At 32.3% G+C, this 20,360-nt stretch carries 17 protein-coding genes; 16 read left to right on the top strand and 1 reads right to left on the bottom strand.

Annotated elements, in window-relative coordinates:
• The first annotated feature begins 13 nt into the window (after positions 1-13).
• The 5 genes from carA to ctlX all read left to right on the top strand — a co-directional run bounded on the left by carA (position 14) and on the right by ctlX (position 5,952).
• Positions 14-1,123, top strand: coding sequence for a glutamine-hydrolyzing carbamoyl-phosphate synthase small subunit (gene carA, locus Q9Q97_RS14175; protein ID WP_306158146.1), 1,110 nt, complete (start codon positions 14-16; stop codon positions 1,121-1,123).
• A gap of 111 nt (positions 1,124-1,234) precedes the next feature.
• Positions 1,235-2,527 (top strand): phosphopyruvate hydratase, encoded by a 1,293-nt coding sequence (eno, locus tag Q9Q97_RS14170; protein ID WP_306158144.1) that lies wholly within the window; start codon positions 1,235-1,237, stop codon positions 2,525-2,527.
• A 153-nt stretch (positions 2,528-2,680) separates the two neighbouring features.
• Positions 2,681-3,958, top strand: a complete 1,278-nt coding sequence (locus tag Q9Q97_RS14165; protein WP_306158142.1) for a citrate synthase — start codon at positions 2,681-2,683, stop codon at positions 3,956-3,958.
• Between the two features lie 62 nt (positions 3,959-4,020).
• Complete coding sequence (locus Q9Q97_RS14160) at positions 4,021-4,935, top strand: dimethylarginine dimethylaminohydrolase family protein (RefSeq protein ID WP_306158138.1); 915 nt, start codon at positions 4,021-4,023, stop codon at positions 4,933-4,935.
• An 81-nt stretch (positions 4,936-5,016) separates the two neighbouring features.
• Entirely contained in the window at positions 5,017-5,952 is a 936-nt protein-coding gene (gene ctlX, locus Q9Q97_RS14155; protein ID WP_306158136.1) for a citrulline utilization hydrolase CtlX, read from the top strand.
• A gap of 80 nt (positions 5,953-6,032) precedes the next feature.
• Here the strand turns inward: ctlX and Q9Q97_RS14150 are convergent, their stop codons facing one another.
• Positions 6,033-6,659 (bottom strand): MarC family NAAT transporter, encoded by a 627-nt coding sequence (locus Q9Q97_RS14150; RefSeq protein ID WP_095931487.1) that lies wholly within the window; start codon positions 6,657-6,659, stop codon positions 6,033-6,035.
• Between the two features lie 152 nt (positions 6,660-6,811).
• On the opposite strand from Q9Q97_RS14150, the gene Q9Q97_RS14145 reads away from it, so the two are divergent.
• The 11 genes from Q9Q97_RS14145 (at position 6,812) to Q9Q97_RS14095 (ending at position 20,350) form a co-directional block, all read left to right on the top strand.
• Positions 6,812-7,177 (top strand): CoA-binding protein, encoded by a 366-nt coding sequence (locus Q9Q97_RS14145; RefSeq protein ID WP_306158133.1) that lies wholly within the window; start codon positions 6,812-6,814, stop codon positions 7,175-7,177.
• Positions 7,178-7,341: 164 nt separating this feature from the next.
• Complete coding sequence (gene recR, locus Q9Q97_RS14140) at positions 7,342-7,962, top strand: recombination mediator RecR (RefSeq protein ID WP_306158131.1); 621 nt, start codon at positions 7,342-7,344, stop codon at positions 7,960-7,962.
• A 70-nt stretch (positions 7,963-8,032) separates the two neighbouring features.
• Entirely contained in the window at positions 8,033-8,824 is a 792-nt protein-coding gene (locus tag Q9Q97_RS14135) for a polysaccharide biosynthesis/export family protein (protein ID WP_306158129.1), read from the top strand.
• Positions 8,825-8,839: 15 nt separating this feature from the next.
• Positions 8,840-11,287, top strand: coding sequence for a polysaccharide biosynthesis tyrosine autokinase (locus Q9Q97_RS14130; RefSeq protein WP_306158127.1), 2,448 nt, complete (start codon positions 8,840-8,842; stop codon positions 11,285-11,287).
• Between the two features lie 10 nt (positions 11,288-11,297).
• Positions 11,298-12,281 carry an SDR family oxidoreductase gene (locus Q9Q97_RS14125; RefSeq protein ID WP_306158125.1) on the top strand — a complete coding sequence of 328 codons (984 nt, stop codon included), beginning with the start codon at positions 11,298-11,300 and terminating at the stop codon, positions 12,279-12,281.
• 27 nt (positions 12,282-12,308) lie between these two features.
• The gene (locus Q9Q97_RS14120; protein WP_306158123.1) at positions 12,309-13,700 is read left to right on the top strand and encodes a UDP-glucose 6-dehydrogenase; all 1,392 of its coding nucleotides are present in this window, start codon (positions 12,309-12,311) and stop codon (positions 13,698-13,700) included.
• A gap of 35 nt (positions 13,701-13,735) precedes the next feature.
• Complete coding sequence (locus Q9Q97_RS14115) at positions 13,736-14,200, top strand: UpxY family transcription antiterminator (protein ID WP_306158121.1); 465 nt, start codon at positions 13,736-13,738, stop codon at positions 14,198-14,200.
• Positions 14,201-14,485: 285 nt separating this feature from the next.
• Positions 14,486-15,775, top strand: coding sequence for a nucleotide sugar dehydrogenase (locus tag Q9Q97_RS14110; protein ID WP_306158119.1), 1,290 nt, complete (start codon positions 14,486-14,488; stop codon positions 15,773-15,775).
• 31 nt (positions 15,776-15,806) lie between these two features.
• Positions 15,807-16,814, top strand: coding sequence for a mannose-1-phosphate guanylyltransferase (locus tag Q9Q97_RS14105; RefSeq protein ID WP_306158118.1), 1,008 nt, complete (start codon positions 15,807-15,809; stop codon positions 16,812-16,814).
• Between the two features lie 13 nt (positions 16,815-16,827).
• Entirely contained in the window at positions 16,828-17,874 is a 1,047-nt protein-coding gene (gene rfbB / locus Q9Q97_RS14100) for a dTDP-glucose 4,6-dehydratase (RefSeq protein WP_306158117.1), read from the top strand.
• 4 nt (positions 17,875-17,878) lie between these two features.
• On the top strand, positions 17,879-20,350 hold the full coding sequence (locus Q9Q97_RS14095) for an SLBB domain-containing protein (RefSeq protein WP_306158115.1): 2,472 nt from the start codon (positions 17,879-17,881) through the stop codon (positions 20,348-20,350).
• The last annotated feature ends 10 nt before the right edge of the window (positions 20,351-20,360 follow it).

Here is a 20,360-nt window from a genome sequence, read left to right as displayed (position 1 = left end):
TACAAATTAAATAATGAAATACACAACACGACAAAGCGCCATTTTATTACTTAGTGACGGAACAATCTTTCACGGAAAATCTATCGGAATTAGCGGTAAAACTTTTGGTGAAGTTTGTTTTAATACTGGAATGACTGGATATCAAGAGATTTTTACTGATCCTTCTTATTTTGGTCAAATTATGGTTACTACTAATCCGCATATTGGGAATTATGGTATAAATGATTTAGAAGTTGAATCAGACAGCGTGAAAATTGCTGGTTTAGTTTGTAAAAATTTTAGTTTTAATTATTCAAGAGTAGGGGCTTCTGGGAGTTTGGAGGATTATTTTGCAAAACAGAATTTGATTTGCATTTCTGATGTTGATACAAGAGCATTGGTAAGCTATATTCGTGATAATGGTGCAATGAATGCTGTAATTTGTACAGATGGTACTTCAATTGAAGATTTGAAAAAAGAATTAGCGAATGTTCCAAACATGGAAGGTTTAGAATTAGCTTCAAAAGTTTCTACAACTGAACCTTATTTTGTTGGAGATGAGAATGCGACTTATAAAATTTCTGCGCTTGATCTTGGGATTAAGAAAAATATACTAAGAAACTTTGCGAAGAGAGATTGTTACATCAAAGTTTTTCCATACAATACATCTTACGAGGAGCTGACTGCATTTAATCCTGATGGGTATTTCTTGTCAAATGGTCCTGGAGATCCAGATCCGTTGCATGGAGTAATTGATGTGGCTAAAAAAATTATAGCAGAAGATAAACCTTTATTTGGAATTTGCTTAGGGCATCAAATTATAGCTTTGGCTAATGGGGTTCAAACTTATAAAATGTTTGGAGGACACAGAGGAATCAATCATCCTGTAAAAAATCTTCTTACAGGTAAAGGTGAAATCACTTCTCAAAATCACGGGTTCGCTGTTAAAAGAGAAGCTTTAGAAGGTCATCCAGAATTAGAGCTTACACATATACATTTGAATGATGATACTGTTGCAGGTATGAGAATGAAAAATAAGAATTGTTTTTCAGTACAATACCATCCAGAGGCTAGTCCTGGACCACACGATTCTTCTTATTTGTTTGATCAATTTGTGGAGAATATTAAAACTAGTAAAGTCTAAAACGATGTAGTTAATAAATAAAGGTGCTTAATGACTAAAATGAGTTTTTAGTATTAAATATTTTTATACTTTCGAAAAAAAAATATAATTTATTAATAAAAAACAAAAATAATGAGTATTATAATTAAAGTTCACGCAAGACAAATTCTTGATTCTAGAGGTAATCCTACTATTGAAGTAGATGTAGTAACTGAAAATGGAGTTTTAGGTAGAGCTGCTGTTCCATCTGGAGCATCAACTGGAGAACACGAAGCTGTTGAATTACGTGATGGAGGTAAAGCTTATCTAGGTAAAGGTGTTTTGAACGCAGTGAATAATGTAAATACTGTTATTGCTGAAGAATTGGTTGGAACTTCTGTTTTCGAACAAAATACAATTGATCAATTAATGATTGATTTAGATGGAACTCCAAATAAATCTAAATTAGGAGCTAATGCTATTTTAGGTGTTTCTTTAGCTGCTGCAAAAGCTGCTGCTAACGAACTTGGTTTGCCATTATACAGATACGTAGGTGGTGTTTCTGCTAATACATTACCAGTTCCGATGATGAACATCATCAACGGTGGTTCTCACTCTGATGCGCCTATCGCATTCCAAGAATTCATGATTTTCCCTGTAAAAGCGACTTCTTTTACACATTCTATGCAAATGGGAACTGAAATCTTCCACAGTTTGAAAAAAGTATTACATGATAGAGGTTTAAGTACTGCTGTAGGTGACGAAGGAGGTTTTGCTCCAAACTTGGCTGGTGGAACTGAAGACGCTTTAGATACGATCAAATTAGCAGTTGAAAAAGCGGGTTATTCTTTCGGTGACGAAATTATGATTGCTCTTGACTGTGCAGCTTCTGAGTTTTATGTAAACGGTAAATACGATTATACTAAATTTGAAGGTGAAACTGGAAAAATCAGAACTTCTGAAGAGCAAGCGGATTATTTAGCTGAATTGGCTGCTAAATATCCAATTATTTCTATCGAAGATGGTATGTATGAAGATGACTGGAACGGATGGAAAGCTTTAACTGAGAAAATCGGAGATAAAGTACAATTAGTTGGTGACGATTTGTTTGTAACGAACGTTGAGCGTTTGTCTACTGGAATTCAAAAAGGAATTGCTAATTCAATTTTAGTAAAAGTAAACCAAATTGGTACTTTAACTGAAACTATTGCAGCTGTAAACATGGCTAAAAATGCTGGTTACACATCTGTAATGTCTCACCGTTCTGGAGAAACTGAAGATAATACAATTGCAGATTTAGCTGTAGCTTTAAACTGTGGTCAAATTAAAACTGGTTCTGCTTCTCGTTCAGATCGTATGGCTAAATACAACCAATTATTGAGAATTGAAGAAGAATTAGGAAGCACTGCTTATTTTCCTGGTTTAAATGCTTTTAAAATCAAATAATTGAACAAATTATATATTGGAAAAAACCATCCGCCGCGGCGGATGGTTTTTTTTTGGACTTTTAACAAATTCATAGCAGTATTCTTTTTTTAATTAGTCTTAAATTCATTAGATTTGATAAATTATTATTTAAAGAATTATTTCCAGTATATTATGTCAAAAATAGCTACATTAGAAATAGATGGTAAGAAGATTGAACTTCCAGTAATCACGGGGAGCGAAAACGAATCAGCTATCGATATCAACAAATTACGTGATTTAACAGGTTATATTACACTTGATCCAGGGTATAAAAATTCAGGATCTTGTACAAGTGAAATCACTTTCCTAGACGGAGAAGAAGGAATCTTACGTTACAGAGGATATTCAATCGAAGATCTTGCCGAAAAAGCTAGTTTCTTAGAAGTATCTTATCTTTTGATTTTTGGAGAACTTCCTTCGGCTAAACAATTAGAAGACTTTGAAAATGGTATTAAAAAACATTCTTTGGTAAACGAAGAAATGAAAAATATCATTGACGGTTTCCCAAAAACAGCTCACCCAATGGGAGTGCTATCTGCTTTAACAAGTGCTTTAACAGCATTTAATCCAAAAGCGGTAAATGTTGATAACGAAAAAGAAATGTATGAGGCTATTTGTAAAACAATGGCAAAATTTCTTGTAATTGCGACATGGACTTATAGAAAATCTATGGGGTATCCTTTAAATTATTATGATAATACAAAAGGTTATGTAGAAAGCTTTATGCAATTAATGTTTAAATTGCCTACAGGGCCTTATGCTGCAAATCCAGTAATTGTAAATGCTTTAGATAAATTATTTATCCTTCATGCAGATCACGAGCAAAACTGTTCTACTTCTACAGTTAGAATGGTAGGTTCTTCTCATGCTGGTTTATTTGCTTCAGTTTCTGCAGGTGTTTCTGCTCTTTGGGGACCGCTTCATGGTGGAGCGAACCAAGCTGTACTAGAAATGCTTGAAGAAATTAATAAAGATGGTGGAGATACTGATAAATTCTTAGCGAAAGCAAAAGATAAAAATGATCCATTCCGTTTAATGGGATTCGGGCATAGAGTTTATAAAAACTTCGATCCAAGAGCTAAAATCATCAAAAAAGCAGCAACAGAAGTATTAGAAACTTTAGGTGTTGAAGATCCAATTTTAGATATTGCAAGAAAATTAGAAAAAGCAGCTCTTGAAGATGAGTACTTCAAAGCAAGAAACTTATATCCAAATGTTGATTTCTACTCTGGAATTATCTACAGAGCATTAGGAATTCCAACAGATATGTTTACTGTTATGTTTGCAATTGGAAGATTGCCAGGCTGGATCGCACAATGGAAAGAAATGCGTGAAAATAAAGAACCAATTGGTAGACCAAGACAAATTTATACAGGACATCCTTTACGAGAGTTTAAGTCTAATAAATAAAAAACGAAAGCTTCACTTAACTGTGAAGCTTTTTTTATATTTGCTCAAAATATAATAAAGTTATGTTGCAATTAAATGTAAAGAACGAAACGTCTCGACTTCGTGCTGTAGTTCTGGGTTCTGCTGTTCATAATGGGCCAACTCCAACTATAGAAGAGGCTTATGACCCTAAATCATTGGAACATATTAAGGCAGGAACTTACCCTGTAGAAAAAGATATGGTTGCTGAAATGGATGCTTTTAACGCTGTTTTTAAAAAGTATGAAGTAACTGTTTATCGTCCGGAAATGATTGAAAACTATAATCAGATTTTTGCTCGCGATATTGGGTTTGTAATTGATGATATTTTTGTAAAATCGAATATTCTGCCAGATAGAGAGCGTGAGTTAGATGCTATACAATATGTAATTGATCAGATCGATCCCTTAAAAGTGGTTCGACCTCCAGAAGAAGTTCATATAGAAGGTGGTGATGTTATGCTTTGGAATGATCATATTTTTATTGGAACTTACAAAGGAAGCGACTATAAAGATTACATTACTGCGAGAACTAACATGCATGGTGTAAATTACATTAAATCTTTATTTCCAAATAAGATTGTAAAAGAATTCGATTTGGTGAAATCTAAATTGGAGGCACGTGATAATGCATTGCACTTAGATTGCTGTTTTCAGCCTGTTGGAAAAGATAAAGGAATTATTTACAAAAGAGGCTTCCGTGAAGAAGCAGATTATTTGTATTTAGTAAATCTTTTTGGGAAAGAAAATCTTTTTCATATTGAAAGAAATGAAATGTATAATATGTTTTCGAATGTATTTTCAATTGATGAAAATGTAGTCGTTTCTGAAAAGAATTTTACTCGTTTGAATAATTGGCTTCGTGAAAACGGTTTTACTGTTGAAGAAATTCCATATGCTGAAATCGCAAAACAAGAAGGTTTGTTGAGATGTTCAACTCTGCCATTAATTAGAGATTAAAAAAAAAATAATTGTTTCAAGTTTCAGGTTTCATGTTTTTCTAACGTGAAACCTGAAACTTGAAACCTGAAACAAAATAACATGAAGCAGACAACAAATTCAATCGTAATGATTCGCCCGGTTGCTTTCAGGATGAATGAGCAGACAGCAGTAAATAATTACTATCAAAAAGTATTAGACGGACTTTTGCCAAGTACGGTTAACGTCAAAGCACAACAAGAATTTGATGCTTTTGTTGAAAAACTAAGAGCCGTTGGTGTAGATGTCACTGTTGTAGATGATAATCTAGAAACCGATACTCCGGATAGTATTTTTCCAAACAATTGGATTTCATTTCATGAAAATGGAGATGTAGCGCTTTATCCTATGTTTGCTGAAAATCGTCGCCAAGAACGTCGTGAAGATATTTTGGATACGTTGGAAGAAAAAGGATTTGAAATTTCTAATATCATGGATTATACTTCTGCAGAAGAAGATGGGATTTTCTTAGAGGGCACAGGAAGCTTGTTGTTAGATAGAGCCAACGGAAAAGCATACTGTGCATTATCGCCAAGAGCTGACGAGGAATTGTTTATCGAATTCTGTGAAGATTTTGATTATGCTCCTGTAATTTTTGAAGCTTTTCAAACGGTTGATGGAGAACGCAAGTTAATTTATCATACCAATGTGATGATGTGCTTAGGCGAAACTTTTGCAGTTATTTGTGCCGATTGCATTGATGATAAGAAAGAACGCAAAATGGTTTTAGACAATCTAAAAGCAGATAATAAAGAAATTATTTTAATAACAGAAGCGCAGGTAAATAACTTTGCAGGAAATATGTTGGAAGTTCTTGGGAAAGATGATAAGAGATACGTTGTGATGAGCGCATCTGCACATCAGAGTTTGACTCCAAAACAAATTGCCCAATTAGAAAATCATGCAGAAATCTTAAGTTCAAGTTTAGATACAATCGAAGCTTGCGGAGGAGGAAGTGCGAGATGTATGATGGCAGAAGTTTTCTTGCCAAGAAGCTAAAAATAAATACATAAAAAGAAAGGGCTGATATTTTATTGAAAATAGCAGCCCTTTCTTTTTGGAGAATACTTTTATTTATATTAAAAATTTCCTTTGATAATATTTACAATGGCACTTACTATATACTGGATACCAATTGAGATAACAATAAATCCGACAATCCTAGAAATAGCAACAATTCCAGAAGCTCCTAGAATTCTAGCTAAATAATGAGCGCTTTTTAAAATGGCAAAAATAGCTACAGCTATAGCAAGAATAGCTAGCGACGAAATTATGATTTCGTTTATTTCATGATGTTCTTGATAAAAAGCAATTAAAAGAGACATAGATCCAGGGCCGGCAAGCATTGGTATTGCTAATGGAGTGAGTGCAATATCATTTCTGTGTTGCGCTTCATTTTCAATTTTTTTATTGATTCCTCGTTTTTTGTTGAATTTTCCAGAAAGTAAAGAAAAACCAGAATTTACGATTACAATTCCACCCGCAATTCTTAAGGCATCTATACTGATTCCGAAAAAAGTTAAAACATATTGGCCTATGAAGTAAGAAACCAGTAATATGATAAAAACATTGATTGCTGTCCAAAGTGAGATTCGAGATCTTTCCTTTTGAGAGTCATGTTGAGTTAATCCGACAAAGATTGGTACGGTTCCAATCGGGTTTAGTACCGAAAATAAAGCGGCAAATAAGTAAATAAATAATTCCATATTATATTGGTTAGTGAAGTAAATGTAGTTATTTTTTGATGCTTTTACATGAATTTATGTTATGATAATATTTTTATTTGTTATTGATTCTAAATCAAAGGCATAAAATTAAATCGTTCTTTTTGATTACTTTTGCAGTCTAAATAAAAACTATGAAAAGTAAAAAAACATTGGTTATAGGAGCATCTACAAATCCAGAACGTTATTCATATAGAGCCGTTAATATGTTGGTTGGAAAAGGACATTCTGTTTTGGCAATTGGTCAAAAAGCAGGAGAAGTTGCTGGAGTAAAAATTCAGACTAAAGCAATACCAGTAAAAAATATTGATACTATTACTTTGTATTTAAATCCAGCTCGTCAAAGAGATTATTATAATTATATAATTGAAGCGCAACCTAAAAGGGTAATTTTTAATCCAGGAACTGAAAACCCAGAATTATATCAATTGTTGGATTTAAACAATATTGAAAAAGAAGTGGCTTGTACATTGGTTTTATTAGCTACAAATCAATATTAAAGAATATTGCAAAGGTCTTAAAGAAAATACAATAAAGCGATAGGGATAAATTGTTTAAAGTGTTGAAAAAGGTTTTATTTCATAATAATCTTTCAATATTGTTAAGCCTTGAATTTAATGGCTTTAATGTAGGCTGAACCATTAAAAGTATTACTTTTGTCGTCATGGAATTTTCATCAAAATTAATTGAAAAAGCAGTAAACGAAATGTCACAATTACCTGGTATAGGTAAGCGTACGGCTCTTCGACTAGTTCTTCATCTGTTAAAACAGCCGAAAGAGCAAACTGGTTTTTTGTCTCAAGCATTGTTAAATATGCGTGAGGATATTAAGTTTTGTCAAAGTTGCCATAATATTTCTGATACTGAAATTTGTGAAATCTGTGCTAATCCAGTTAGGAATCATGAAACAATATGTATTGTAGAGGATATTCGTGATGTAATGGCTATAGAAAATACTGGGCAGTTTAAAGGGATATATCATGTGCTTGGAGGTAAAATTTCACCCATTGAAGGAGTTGGGCCAAATCAGCTAAATATTTCTAGTTTGGTTGCAAAAGTAAAATCGGGAGATGTGTCTGAGATTATTTTTGCATTGAGCTCAACAATGGAGGGAGATACAACAAATTTTTATATCTATAAGCAAATTGCAGATTCGGAGATTATGATTTCTACAATTGCGAGAGGCATATCTGTTGGAGATGAATTGGAATATGCAGACGAAATAACACTTGGCCGAAGTATTTTGCATAGAGTGCCTTTTGAAAAAACATTTAAAAATAATTAGATAACCCCCAAATAATATATAGTTTTTATCTGCACTAAAGGAAAACTATATTTGCGATAAAATTGAACGAATGACAAAAAAGAGCTTTTTTCTATTCTTATTAATTTCAGTGTTATTTACCTCATGTATACCAATTAAAGATTTGGTTTATCTACAGGATAAAAACGATTCGGGTGAGCAAACATCCATTGCAGCTGTGGAATCAAAGCCATATAGATTACAGGTAAATGATATTATAAGTGTTAATATAAAAGCAATTGATCCAAAATTGGTTTCTATTTTTAATACAACAGAGGGTGAGGGAGGTCAAACTTCAAAATCAGAAGCAGGGCTCTATTTTGACGGATTTACAGTTGATGATCATGGAAATATTAGAATGCCAATTTTAGGAGAAATCAATGTTATTGGGTACACTCTTGAAGAGGTTCGAGTAAAAATTGAAAAAAAATTACTTGAGGAATATTTTAAAAGTGAAGCAAATATTTTTGTTACAGTTAAGTTAGCTGGTTTTAGGTATACTATAAATGGGGAAGTTGGAAGTACTGGGACAAAAACATTATTTAAAGATAATGTAACCATTTTAGAAGCTGTTGCAAATGCGGGAGATATTACTACAGTTGGTAATAGAAAAGAAGTAACCGTAATTCGTCAATCGCCTACTGGGGTTCAAATGCATAATATTGATCTGACAGATGTAAACGTAATGAAATCACCATATTATTATTTACAGCCAAATGATTATATCTATGTAAAGCCATTGAAACAAAAAACTTGGGGAACAGGACAGACAGGGATACAATCTGTAGGGACAATAATTACATTGTTGTCTTTAGCAACAACAGTTTACCTAATTATAAAATAAAAATAGATTTTTAAAATGTTAGACATTAAAGATTTTTCCATTTTTGAAAATCATTCTCACTTTGATTTTAAAGGGTTTCTGTTAAAAATTGCGAGTTACTGGAAATGGTTTCTTGTCAGTTTGATTATTACTTTCACAATTGCTTATCAAATAAACATTCGTAAGGAAAAAATTTACGGAATGCAGACCATGATTTCTATAAAAGAAGAAAGCAATCCTTTTTTTACTTCAAATACAAGTTTGGTTTTTAATTGGGGAGGAATTTCAGATCAGGTAAATGGTATTTCTACAATTCTTCAGTCAAGATCTCATAATGAATTGGTGGTCGATAAGCTTCAGTTTTATATAGATTATTTAGAGCAAGGAAAATACAATTTGATTGATTCTTACGGAGCTGTTCCTTTTTATATCGATATTGATAAAACAAAAGGACAGCTTGCAAATACACTAATTAGCATAAAGTTTTTAAGTGAAAACAAATATCAAATTCAAATTCCATTTGAAAATAATTCGGTTTCGCTCATAACTTATAGTAACAATTCTTATAGTAATACATCAGTACAGCCTGTAACTTTTATTAAAAAATATAAAGTAGGAGAGCGTGTTAATTTACCATTTTTGAATTGGAAACTTCAAATAACAGATAATCCGGGTTTCTATAAAGGAAAAGAATATTTTGTTCGATTCAATGATTTTGATGGAACCGTATCTGGGTATAGAGGAATAAATGTAGATGCAGGAAAAAGCGGTGGATCGCTACTAACTTTGTCAATGCAGGGAACAAATAAAACCAGAATGGTTGATTATTTGAATTCTACTGTAAAAATGCTTATTAAAATACAGCTTGATGGCAAAAACCAATTTGCTACAAATACTATTAGATTTATTGATAGTACTCTTGTTGCAATGGAATCACAGCTCAAGCAAACGGGTAATGAATTAAAATCTTTTCAAAAGGATAAAAATATCTATGAAATTGAAGATGGAGGCTCTAAAGTTTCAGAAAAAATAATGGATTTTGATGTTCAAAAAGATCAATTAACTAGAAAAATAGCATATTATAATTCATTAAAATCATATTTAAATAGTAGCGTCGATTATTCAAGATTGCCAGCACCTTCTGTTGCAGGGATCGAGGATCCAAATATTGTTGCAAATGTTTCTAAGTTGATAGCACTTTCTACTCAGAGATCAGAAATGGCTTATGCCGTTAAGAGTGAAAAAATATTTAAAGATTTTGATAATCAAATGGCTGCGGTAAAAAATGTTCTTCAAGAGAATATAGTTACAGCAAAAGCATCTTTAATATATGATTTATCTCTGGTAAACGCAAAAATTGGCCAGGCTGAAAGCACTGTTAAAAGACTTCCTGCTGAACAGCAAGAATTATTGAAAATCAAAAGAAAATATGATTTAAATGATAATATTTATACAGAATTTCTTCAGAAAAGAAATGAAGCTGAAATAGTAAGAGCGTCTAACTTATCAGATATTCACTTTATTGATCCTGCAAAAGATATTGGCGGAGGATTAATAGGACCTAAGACTTCTGTAAATTATATAATGGCTCTATTCTTAGGGATTCTGGTTCCATTGCTTTTTGTTTTAGTGATTTTCTTCGTTAATAATTCAATTCAGAATAGTGAAGATATTAGTAAACTGACTCAAATTCCATTGCTTGGTGTAGTTGGTCTTAATAAAGATTCAGGTAGCATGGCGGTTTTTGAAAAACCAAAATCTGCTCTTTCTGAATCATTTAGAGGGATACGTTCTTCTCTTCAGTTTTTGTATAAAAAACAGCAAGTAAACGGATCCAAAACGTTAATGATAACTTCGTCAATTAGTGGAGAAGGTAAAACATTCTGTTCTATAAACATAGCTACAGTTTTTGCCTTAAGCGAAAAGAAAACAGTAATCGTTGGTTTGGATTTAAGAAAACCAAGACTAGCAGATGAATTTCAAATACAATCATCTTTGGGAGTTGTCAATTATTTAATAAGGCAAAATACCTTAGAAGAGATTACTAATTCGACACCAGTTCCAAATTTAGATGTAATACTTTCTGGACCAATTCCTCCAAATCCTTCAGAGCTAATTTTAAGCGATGCAATGAAAGAATTGATTGACGAATTGAAACAGAAATATGATTATATAGTTTTGGATACTCCACCAGTTGGTTTGGTAGCAGATTCTTTAGAGTTAGTTCAGTTTGCAGATGTAACTTTGTATATTGTGAGACAGAATTATACTAAGAAGGATATGATAACGTTGTTAAATACCAGACTTAAGCGCGGGGAATTGAATAATGTGAGTATTGTCTTGAATGGTTATGAAAATAAAGCCAAATATGGTAGTGGTTATGGCTACGGCTACGGTTACGGAGCTTATTCGAATGGTTATCATGAAGAAGAAGTTAAAAATGGATTTTGGAAAGCATTTTTAAATCGAATTAAAAAAAGCTAAATTTTGATAAATGGAAAGTAAAATAAAAAATACAATTTTAATTACAGGAGGAGCTGGATTTATAGGTTCAAATTTGACTGAGTATTTTTTAGGTTTAGGTTATAAAGTAGTTTGTCTGGATAATTTTTCTACAGGTCACCGTTATAATTTAAAAGATTTTTTAGACAATCCTGATTTTAAACTAATAGAAGGAGATATTCGAAATTTGGCCGATTGTAATTTAGCGGTTGAAGGTGTAGATTATGTTTTGCATCAAGCAGCTTTAGGTTCTGTTCCAAGATCCATAAAAGATCCGATTACTACAAATGACGTAAATGTTTCTGGTTTTTTAAATATGCTTACTGCAGCACGAGATGCTAAAGTAAAACGATTTGTATATGCAGCAAGCTCTTCAACTTACGGAGATTCTCAAGGATTGCCAAAAGTAGAAGAGGTTATTGGAAAACCATTGTCTCCGTATGCAATTACTAAATATGTGAATGAGCTCTATGCAGAAATTTTCAGCAAAACTTATGGATTAGAAACAATTGGACTTCGATATTTTAATGTTTTTGGAAGAAAGCAAGATCCAAATGGAGCTTACGCGGCTGTGATTCCAAAGTTTGTAAAGCAATTTATGAATCATGAAAGTCCAGTGATAAATGGCGATGGAAATTACTCTCGTGATTTTACATACATAGATAATGTAATTCAAATGAATGAGCTGGCAATGACTTGTCAAAATCCAGAAGCTGTTAATTCAGTTTATAATACTGCATTCGGAGATAGAAATACATTAAATGATTTAGTTAAGTATTTAAAAGAATATCTATCCGAGTTTGATCCAAAAATAAAAGATGTTCCAGTTATATACGGAGAGAATAGAGCGGGAGATATACCGCATTCATTAGCAAGTATCGAAAAAGCAAAAAAGAATCTGGGTTACAATCCAAAATATTCTTTGCAAGACGGATTAAGAGAAGCTGTTGAATGGTATTGGAAAAATTTAAAATAAAATTAAGATCAAGATAAAATAGATCAAATGAAAATTACAAAAATTTGCTGCATTGGTGCAGGATATGTCGGTGGGCCTACAATGGCGGTTATTGCTCAAAAATGCCCGCATATTCAAGTTACAGTTGTTGATTTAAATGAGCAAAGAATAGCAGATTGGAATGATCCAAATCCTGAAAATATTCCGATATATGAACCAGGTCTTTCTGAGATTGTGGCAGAAGCAAGAGGGCGAAATTTATTTTTTTCTACTAATGTAGACAAAGCAATAGACGAAGCTCAAATGATATTTATTTCCGTAAATACGCCAACGAAGACTTATGGAAAAGGTAAAGGAATGGCAGCTGATTTGAAATATATCGAATTATGCGCAAGACAAATTGCGCGAGTTGCGAAGCAAAACAAAATAGTTGTCGAAAAATCCACTTTGCCAGTTAGAACCGCAGAAGCTATTAAAAGTATATTAGACAATACAGGAAATGGTGTTCAGTTTCAAATCTTATCTAATCCAGAATTTTTGGCAGAAGGAACAGCAGTAACAGATTTGTTAAATCCAGATCGAATTTTAATTGGTGGCGACACAACTCCAGAAGGAGAAGAAGCTATTAATTCTTTGGTAGAAGTTTATTCGAATTGGGTAAATAAAGATCAAATTTTGACAACAAATGTTTGGTCATCAGAATTGTCTAAACTTACAGCAAATGCATTCTTGGCACAGCGTATTTCTTCAATTAATGCAATGTCTGAGCTTTGCGAAAAAACAGGAGCAGATGTAAATGAAGTAGCTAGAGCGATTGGTATGGATAGCAGAATTGGGCCAAAATTCTTAAAGGCTTCAGTAGGATTTGGTGGTTCTTGTTTTCAAAAAGATATTCTGAATCTAGTCTATATTGCTAAGTCATACGGATTGAACGAAGTCGCAGATTATTGGGAGCAGGTAATTATCATGAATGATCATCAAAAAAGAAGATTTTCTAATAAAATTGTTCAGACATTATACAATACAGTAGCCGATAAAAAAATTACTTTTTTAGGTTGGGCTTTCAAAAAAGATACAAACGATACTAGGGAATCTGCTGCAATTTATGTTGCTGATGACTTGATAAACGAACAGGCAAAAATCTCGGTTTTTGATCCGAAAGTTTCTAAAAATAAAATGCTAAACGATTTAGATTATTTAGAAACAAGAGCAAAAGAAGACAATATTAAAGCTATAAATGTTTTTGAAGATGCTTATGAAGCATGTAAAGATGCTCATGCAATTGCCATTTTAACAGAGTGGGATGAATTTACAACTTACGACTGGAAAAAGATCTACGATTCTATGCATAAACCAGCTTTTGTGTTTGATGGAAGAAATATTTTAGATGCTAAACAATTAGAGTCAATCGGATTCGTTTATAATGGTATCGGATCATAAATTGTTTTGTATTTTATAATGATAAATGAAAGAGAATGAATTGGTACGTAGTTTATACAAAACCGAAGTGGGAAAAAAAAGTTGCAGATAAGCTTAATCAGTTGGGAATAGAATGTTATTGCCCGATGATTACTCAGGTAAAACAGTGGTCAGACCGAAAAAAGAAAGTTGAGACTCCTCTTTTTAATTCCTATGTTTTTGTTCAATTACCCGATTCAGAACGTAATTTGGTTTTTCAAGTTGCTGGAGTTGTGAGATATTTATTCTGGTTAGGAAAACCAGCAGTCGTAAAAGATCAAGAGATCGAAGTTATTAAAACAAGTTTAAAAGCTCCGAATTTAAGTGAAGTTTCCGTATCTGGCATTCAGGTTGGAGATAAAATTAAATTAGAATCAGGGGCTTTTAGTAATCAAAATGCAATTGTACAGGAAGTATCTAATAATTACTATATTTTAGTATTGGAGGCTTTGGGGTGCGTATTGAAAATAAAGTATAAATAGTTGTGAAATTTCATGCAATATAACAGGAGGAAAAATCTTTATAGAATTTTTTTCTTCTGTTTTTTTTATAAAGTATTTATTTACGGTCTGATTAGTAGATGATTGTAAATGTTAATTTTTAGTGCAAATAAAGGTTTTCCGTGTAATACGGGAAACCGTATTGAATTACTAGACTTAATATACTATATTTGCGCGAAAATCATTAATTTAGGTATCTGAGTCAGAGTTATGTGACTGAGAACGGCGAAGCCGTGAGTTTTAGTGACCAGATTAAATTAAAAAAATATGAAGTTGGAAAATAATGTAAAAATTGCAGTTATTGGTCTAGGTTATGTGGGCCTTCCCTTAGCGCGATTATTTGCTACAAAATACCCAGTTATTGGTTTTGATATAAACGAATCTAGAGTTAATTCCTTAAAATCGGGAACAGATACAACTTTAGAAGTTGAAGATGATGTTTTGCAAAAAGTTTTGGTAGATAAGCCAAATGAAAACAAAGGACTTTATTGCACAACATCGTTAAATGATATTTCCGAATGTAATTATTACATAGTAACAGTTCCTACACCAGTTGATAAAAATAATAGACCAGATTTAACGCCTCTTTACAAGTCAAGTGAAACTGTCGGTAAAGTTTTAAAAAAAGGAGATATTGTTGTTTATGAATCAACAGTTTATCCTGGAGTGACAGAAGAGCAATGTGTACCAGTTCTCGAACAGGTTTCAAACTTGAAATTTAACGAAGACTTTTTTGCTGGATATTCTCCAGAAAGAATAAATCCAGGTGACAAGGAACATACGGTTGAAAAGATTTTAAAAGTAACTTCAGGATCAACTCCAGAAATTGGATTAAAAGTAGATGCTTTGTATAAATCTGTAATCACAGCAGGAACACATTTAGCACCAACAATAAAAGTTGCTGAAGCAGCAAAAGTTATTGAAAATTCACAGCGAGATATTAATATTGCTTTTGTTAATGAGTTGGCTAAGATTTTCAATTTAATGAATATTGATACACAAGAAGTCTTAACAGCCGCGGCAACAAAATGGAATTTTTTACCTTTTAAACCTGGTCTTGTTGGTGGACATTGCATAGGTGTAGATCCTTATTATTTAGCACAAAGAGCACAGGAGTTTGGCTATCATCCTGAAATAATTTTAGCAGGAAGACGTTTAAATGACAGCATGGGAGAATATGTAGCTTCACAAATAGTGAAGCTAATGATAAAAAAAGGTATTTCTGTTAATGGCGCTGAATTACTAATGCTTGGAATTACTTTCAAGGAAAATTGCCCAGATGTTAGAAATACCAAAATTGTTGATGTTGTAAGAGCTTTAAAGGAATATGGTATTGTGGTAACAATTTTTGATCCTCTTGCAAATGCACACGATGTAAGAAAAGAATATAATTTAGTAACATTAGACTCTATTCCAGATAATAAATTTGATGCAATAGTTCTAGGAGTCTCTCATGCAGAATTTTTAGAATTAGATTTTTCAGGCTTACAAAAAGAAAACAGTTTAATTTATGATGTAAAAGGAGTTTTAGGATCTTTAGCTGACAATAGACTTTAGATTTAGACTTCTTTTTTTATTAAAAAAATATATGAGTTCAGATAAAACTATAACACATGTAATTCTTACGGGAGGAGTTGGTAGTAGATTATGGCCACTTTCTCGTAAAAGTAGACCAAAACAATATCTTGAAATTTTTGAGGGAAAATCTTTATTTGAGATGACTGTTGAAAGAAACAGTCATTTAGCAAATAAAGTTATGGTTGTTGGAAATGTCGATAATCATCAGCTGAGCGGGAAGGTAATGGAAAAAACAAGTACTTCTTACATAAATATTATTGAAGCTACACCAAGAAATACTGCTGCTGCAATTGCTTTTGCAGCGTTTGCCTCTGAACCAGATGATATTTTAATTATTACTCCCTCTGATCATATTATTGATAAGATGGAGGATTATAACAATGCAATTCAAGAAGCAATTTCTAAAGCAAAAGATGGCTTTATAGTTACTTTCGGAATTATTCCAACAAAACCTGAAACAGGTTATGGTTATATTGAATCTAAAGGGGATAAAGTATTGTCATTTCGAGAGAAACCAAATGAAACAACAGCTAAAGAATTCATTGCAAGAGGAAATTTCTTATGGAATAGTGGGATGTTTTGTTTTAAAGCAAGTGTTCTTTTAGAAGAATTGAAACAATTTCAACCAGATGTTTTCGAAAAATCACAAATAGCATGGGAGGCAAGTAGAGATGGATTTTTAGATTTAGAATTGTCAATGGAAATCCCATCAATAAGTATTGATTATGCTGTGATGGAAAGAAGTAAAAAAATTAAAGTTGTTCCTGCATCATTTTCATGGTCCGATTTAGGATCTTTTGAATCAGTATATGACTATTTAAAATCTAAAGGTCATTCAACAGATGCAGATGGTAATATGGTAATCGGCTGTGATAAGCACACAACGTTTTTGGGTTTAAAAAATACTATTTTTGTTTATACTGAAACTGCTAATTTGATTTTACAAAAAGAGAATTCTCAAGATGTAAAAGATATTTATAGCCAATTAGAAAAACAAAATTCAGATTTATTAAATTAATCGAAATTTAGAAATGAAAAAAATACTTATAACTGGGGGAGCTGGTTTTATTGGGTCACATGTAGTTCGAAGATTTGTTAATAAATATCCAGAGTATCAAATCTTTAATTTAGATGCCTTAACTTATGCAGGAAATCTAGAAAATATAAAGGACATAGAAAATCAGTCCAATTATACCTTTGTAAAAGGTGATATCGTAGACGAGTTATTTATAAATGAACTTTTTTCAATCCATAATTTTGATGGGGTTTTGCATTTAGCAGCAGAATCACATGTAGATCGTTCAATCGAAGATCCGTTGGCATTTGTGAAAACAAATGTTATTGGAACAATGAATTTATTGAACGCAGCTAAAAATCAATGGAAAAACAATTTTAATGGAAAAAGATTCTATCATATTAGTACTGACGAAGTTTACGGTTCTTTAGGTAACGAGGGTCTGTTTACAGAAACTACTCCTTATGATCCAAATTCACCTTATTCTGCTTCAAAAGCAAGTTCGGATCATTTTGTAAGAGCTTATGGAGAAACTTATGGGTTGCCTTATGTCTTAACAAATTGCTCTAACAATTATGGTTCATTTCATTTTCCTGAAAAATTAATCCCGTTATTTATAAACAACATCATTAATAATAAACCCCTTCCGGTGTATGGAGATGGAAATTATACTCGCGATTGGCTTTTTGTAGAAGATCATGCTATTGCAATCGATTTAGTGTTTCATGAAGGGAAAAACCATGAGACCTATAATATTGGAGGCTTTAATGAGTGGAAGAACATCGACTTAGTAAAATTACTTTGCAAGATTATGGATGAAAAACTTGGGCGTGAGAATGGAGATTCTGAAAAGTTGATTACTTATGTAAAAGACAGACCGGGACATGATTTAAGATACGCTATTGATGCCTCTAAAATTAATAAAGAATTAGGATGGCAACCTTCTGTTACTTTTGAAGAAGGACTTGAGAAAACAATTAATTGGTATTTGAACAATACAGAATGGTTACAGAATGTAACTTCAGGCGTCTATAAAGAATACTACCAAAAACAATATTCATAAATATATGAAAAAAATAACATATGTTCTTCTTTTGCTTTTTTCACTTACTATGTCTTTAGGTGTTAATGCACAAGATATAATGAAGTCTAAAGACTTAAGTACCGTTAATGTAGATTATTTATCTGATGATGATTTAGCAAAAATCAGTGCACAGCTAAAAAGTAACAATGCAACAATTGATCAGGTTGAGCCAATGGCATTGTCAAAAGGAATGACTCAGGCTAATTTCAACAAATTGAAGTCTAAGTTGAATGAATACACAAAGAAAAATGCCAATCCAGCTGAGAATGTTGAAAGAGTAGAAAAAAAATATGATTCGGGCAGAAAACAAGATGCAATCAAAAATGTCAAAGTAAAAGATTCAACAAATGCTATTATTTTTGGATCTGAGCTATTTGATAATCCAACCCTTAATTTTGAACCGGATTTAAAAATGGCAACTCCTATGAATTATATTTTAGGGCCTGGAGATGAACTTCAAGTTACAGTGTATGGAGTACAAGAATATAACGGAACGCTACCTGTTAGTGTGGAAGGAAAAATCTCTATTGAATATGTGGGACAGATTACTGTTTCTGGAATGACAATAGAAGCTGCTACGCAAAAAATAAAAGCGTCAATAGCAAGAGTTTACAGCACAGTTAGATCGGGTCAGTCGCAGGTAAGTGTAAGCTTAGGTAAAATTAGAACAATAAAAATTACAGTAGTTGGAGGAAAACAGCCTGGCAATTACTCAATATCTTCTTTGGCTACGGTTTACAATGCATTGCATTTAGCAGGTGGTCCTGGCAAAAACGGCAGTTATAGAAACATAGAATTAATTCGAAACAACAAAGTTTACAAGAACATTGATGTCTATAGGTTTTTAGTTAAAGGAGATCAATCTGATAATATTGCTTTAAAGGAAAATGATGTGATCAGAATTCCAGCGTACAGTCAAAGAGTTACGGTAGAAGGAGAAGTAAAACGTCCTGGTGTCTTTGAAATGAAAAAAGGAGAATCATTTTCTGATTTGCTAAATTTTGCTTCAGGATTTAACGAGTTTGCTTATACAGCTTCGGTAAATGTGATTCAAAAAACAGGAAAAGAATTTAAAGTTCACGATATTAATGAAAGTGAATATAAATCTTATCAACCACAATCTGGAGACGTTTTTAGAATTACAAAAATTTTAAATCGATTTGAGAATAGAATAAAAATAGAAGGAGCCGTTTTTAGACCAGATTATTATTCATATACTGAAGGAATGAGAATTTCAGATCTTATAACAAGAGCTGAAGGGCTAAAAGAAGATGCATATAGTAAACGTGCTAGAATTATTCGTTTAAAAACAGATTTAACTACAGAAATTGTTAATGTAAATTTAGAGGGAGCATTGTCAGGAGATTTAAATGCAGATATTGAATTAAAAAGAGAGGATATAGTAACAGTTTATTCTATTTTGGATTTTAGAGAAGAATATAAAGTTACAATTGATGGGGAGGTTAAAAATCCAGGAGAATATGAATTTTTTGAAAATTTGACTTTAAATGATTTAGTTGTTCAAGTAGGAGGGTTAACTGGGTCAGCTTCAAAAAGAGTTGAGATAGCTAGAATGGTTAAGTCTGATGAAATTGATGATGCTGATCCTAGGCGAATTGAATTAGTTGAACTTGAAATTACAGCAGACAATAACGAACAGATAAAGAATTTTATATTAAAACCATTTGATGTGATTAATATTCGAAAGATGGCTGTTTATGAAAAACCTGAAATGGTTAAAGTGAGTGGAGCAGTAACTTATCCAGGAAAATATGTTTTAGCTAATAAAAAAGAAAAGGTATATAATGTTGTAATGAGAGCGGGAGGGTTAACTTCTATTGCAAATCTTGATGGTATGAAAATTAAGAGACCTATTAAGCAAGAACAAATTGAACAGTTAGAGAGTATCAATCTCAATTTAGAGAAAAAAGAGTCGAGTAGTGATAATGAAAAATCGGATGTAAATCTAAAACAAAAAGATACACTCAGAGATAGGTTGTCCAAAAAACTCAGAGATGAACTGAAATATGCAACGATTCCGGTAAATTGGGAAAAAATAGTAAAAGATAAAAGCCATTTTTCTAATGTTACTTTATTTCCTGGTGATGAAATCGAAGTAGCAGTATACAATGAAGGTGTAAAAGTAACTGGAAATGTATTGTTAACCTCCGAAATACCTTATAGAAGTGGTAAAGGATTTAAATATTATTTGAATGCTGTAGGAGGAGTTGATAATAAAGGCTGGAAGAGAAAAGCGTATATTATCTATCCAAATGGAAAAGCAGATGTAACAACTTCATTTTTATTTTTCAGATCTTATCCAAAAGTTGAACCTGACTCACAAATTGTTGTGCCAGAGAAACCAGAAAGAAAGAAAATGACTGCAGGAGAATGGGTAGGAATTGGCAGTGTAATTTCTAGTTTAGCGTTATTAATTGTCACAGCCTTTAAATAATTAAGACTAA

Origin of the sequence: Flavobacterium sp. DG2-3, assembly GCF_030730925.1 — a bacterium.
GTDB lineage: Bacteria > Bacteroidota > Bacteroidia > Flavobacteriales > Flavobacteriaceae > Flavobacterium.
The sequence above is the reverse complement of the archived record's forward strand: the minus strand, read 5'-3'. Positions and strand labels throughout refer to the sequence as shown.

Excerpts from the sequence above, each read along its gene's own strand:
- carA (WP_306158146.1), top strand. The coding sequence starts at position 14 with ATGAAATACACAACACGACAAAGCGCCATTTTATTACTTAGTGACGGA.
- eno (WP_306158144.1), top strand. The coding sequence starts at position 1,235 with ATGAGTATTATAATTAAAGTTCACGCAAGACAAATTCTTGATTCTAGA.
- Q9Q97_RS14165 (WP_306158142.1), top strand. The coding sequence starts at position 2,681 with ATGTCAAAAATAGCTACATTAGAAATAGATGGTAAGAAGATTGAACTT.
- Q9Q97_RS14160 (WP_306158138.1), top strand. The coding sequence starts at position 4,021 with ATGTTGCAATTAAATGTAAAGAACGAAACGTCTCGACTTCGTGCTGTA.
- ctlX (WP_306158136.1), top strand. The coding sequence starts at position 5,017 with ATGAAGCAGACAACAAATTCAATCGTAATGATTCGCCCGGTTGCTTTC.
- Q9Q97_RS14150 (WP_095931487.1), bottom strand. The coding sequence starts at position 6,659 with ATGGAATTATTTATTTACTTATTTGCCGCTTTATTTTCGGTACTAAAC.
- Q9Q97_RS14145 (WP_306158133.1), top strand. The coding sequence starts at position 6,812 with ATGAAAAGTAAAAAAACATTGGTTATAGGAGCATCTACAAATCCAGAA.
- recR (WP_306158131.1), top strand. The coding sequence starts at position 7,342 with ATGGAATTTTCATCAAAATTAATTGAAAAAGCAGTAAACGAAATGTCA.
- Q9Q97_RS14135 (WP_306158129.1), top strand. The coding sequence starts at position 8,033 with ATGACAAAAAAGAGCTTTTTTCTATTCTTATTAATTTCAGTGTTATTT.
- Q9Q97_RS14130 (WP_306158127.1), top strand. The coding sequence starts at position 8,840 with ATGTTAGACATTAAAGATTTTTCCATTTTTGAAAATCATTCTCACTTT.
- Q9Q97_RS14125 (WP_306158125.1), top strand. The coding sequence starts at position 11,298 with ATGGAAAGTAAAATAAAAAATACAATTTTAATTACAGGAGGAGCTGGA.
- Q9Q97_RS14120 (WP_306158123.1), top strand. The coding sequence starts at position 12,309 with ATGAAAATTACAAAAATTTGCTGCATTGGTGCAGGATATGTCGGTGGG.
- Q9Q97_RS14115 (WP_306158121.1), top strand. The coding sequence starts at position 13,736 with ATGAATTGGTACGTAGTTTATACAAAACCGAAGTGGGAAAAAAAAGTT.
- Q9Q97_RS14110 (WP_306158119.1), top strand. The coding sequence starts at position 14,486 with ATGAAGTTGGAAAATAATGTAAAAATTGCAGTTATTGGTCTAGGTTAT.
- Q9Q97_RS14105 (WP_306158118.1), top strand. The coding sequence starts at position 15,807 with ATGAGTTCAGATAAAACTATAACACATGTAATTCTTACGGGAGGAGTT.
- rfbB (WP_306158117.1), top strand. The coding sequence starts at position 16,828 with ATGAAAAAAATACTTATAACTGGGGGAGCTGGTTTTATTGGGTCACAT.
- Q9Q97_RS14095 (WP_306158115.1), top strand. The coding sequence starts at position 17,879 with ATGAAAAAAATAACATATGTTCTTCTTTTGCTTTTTTCACTTACTATG.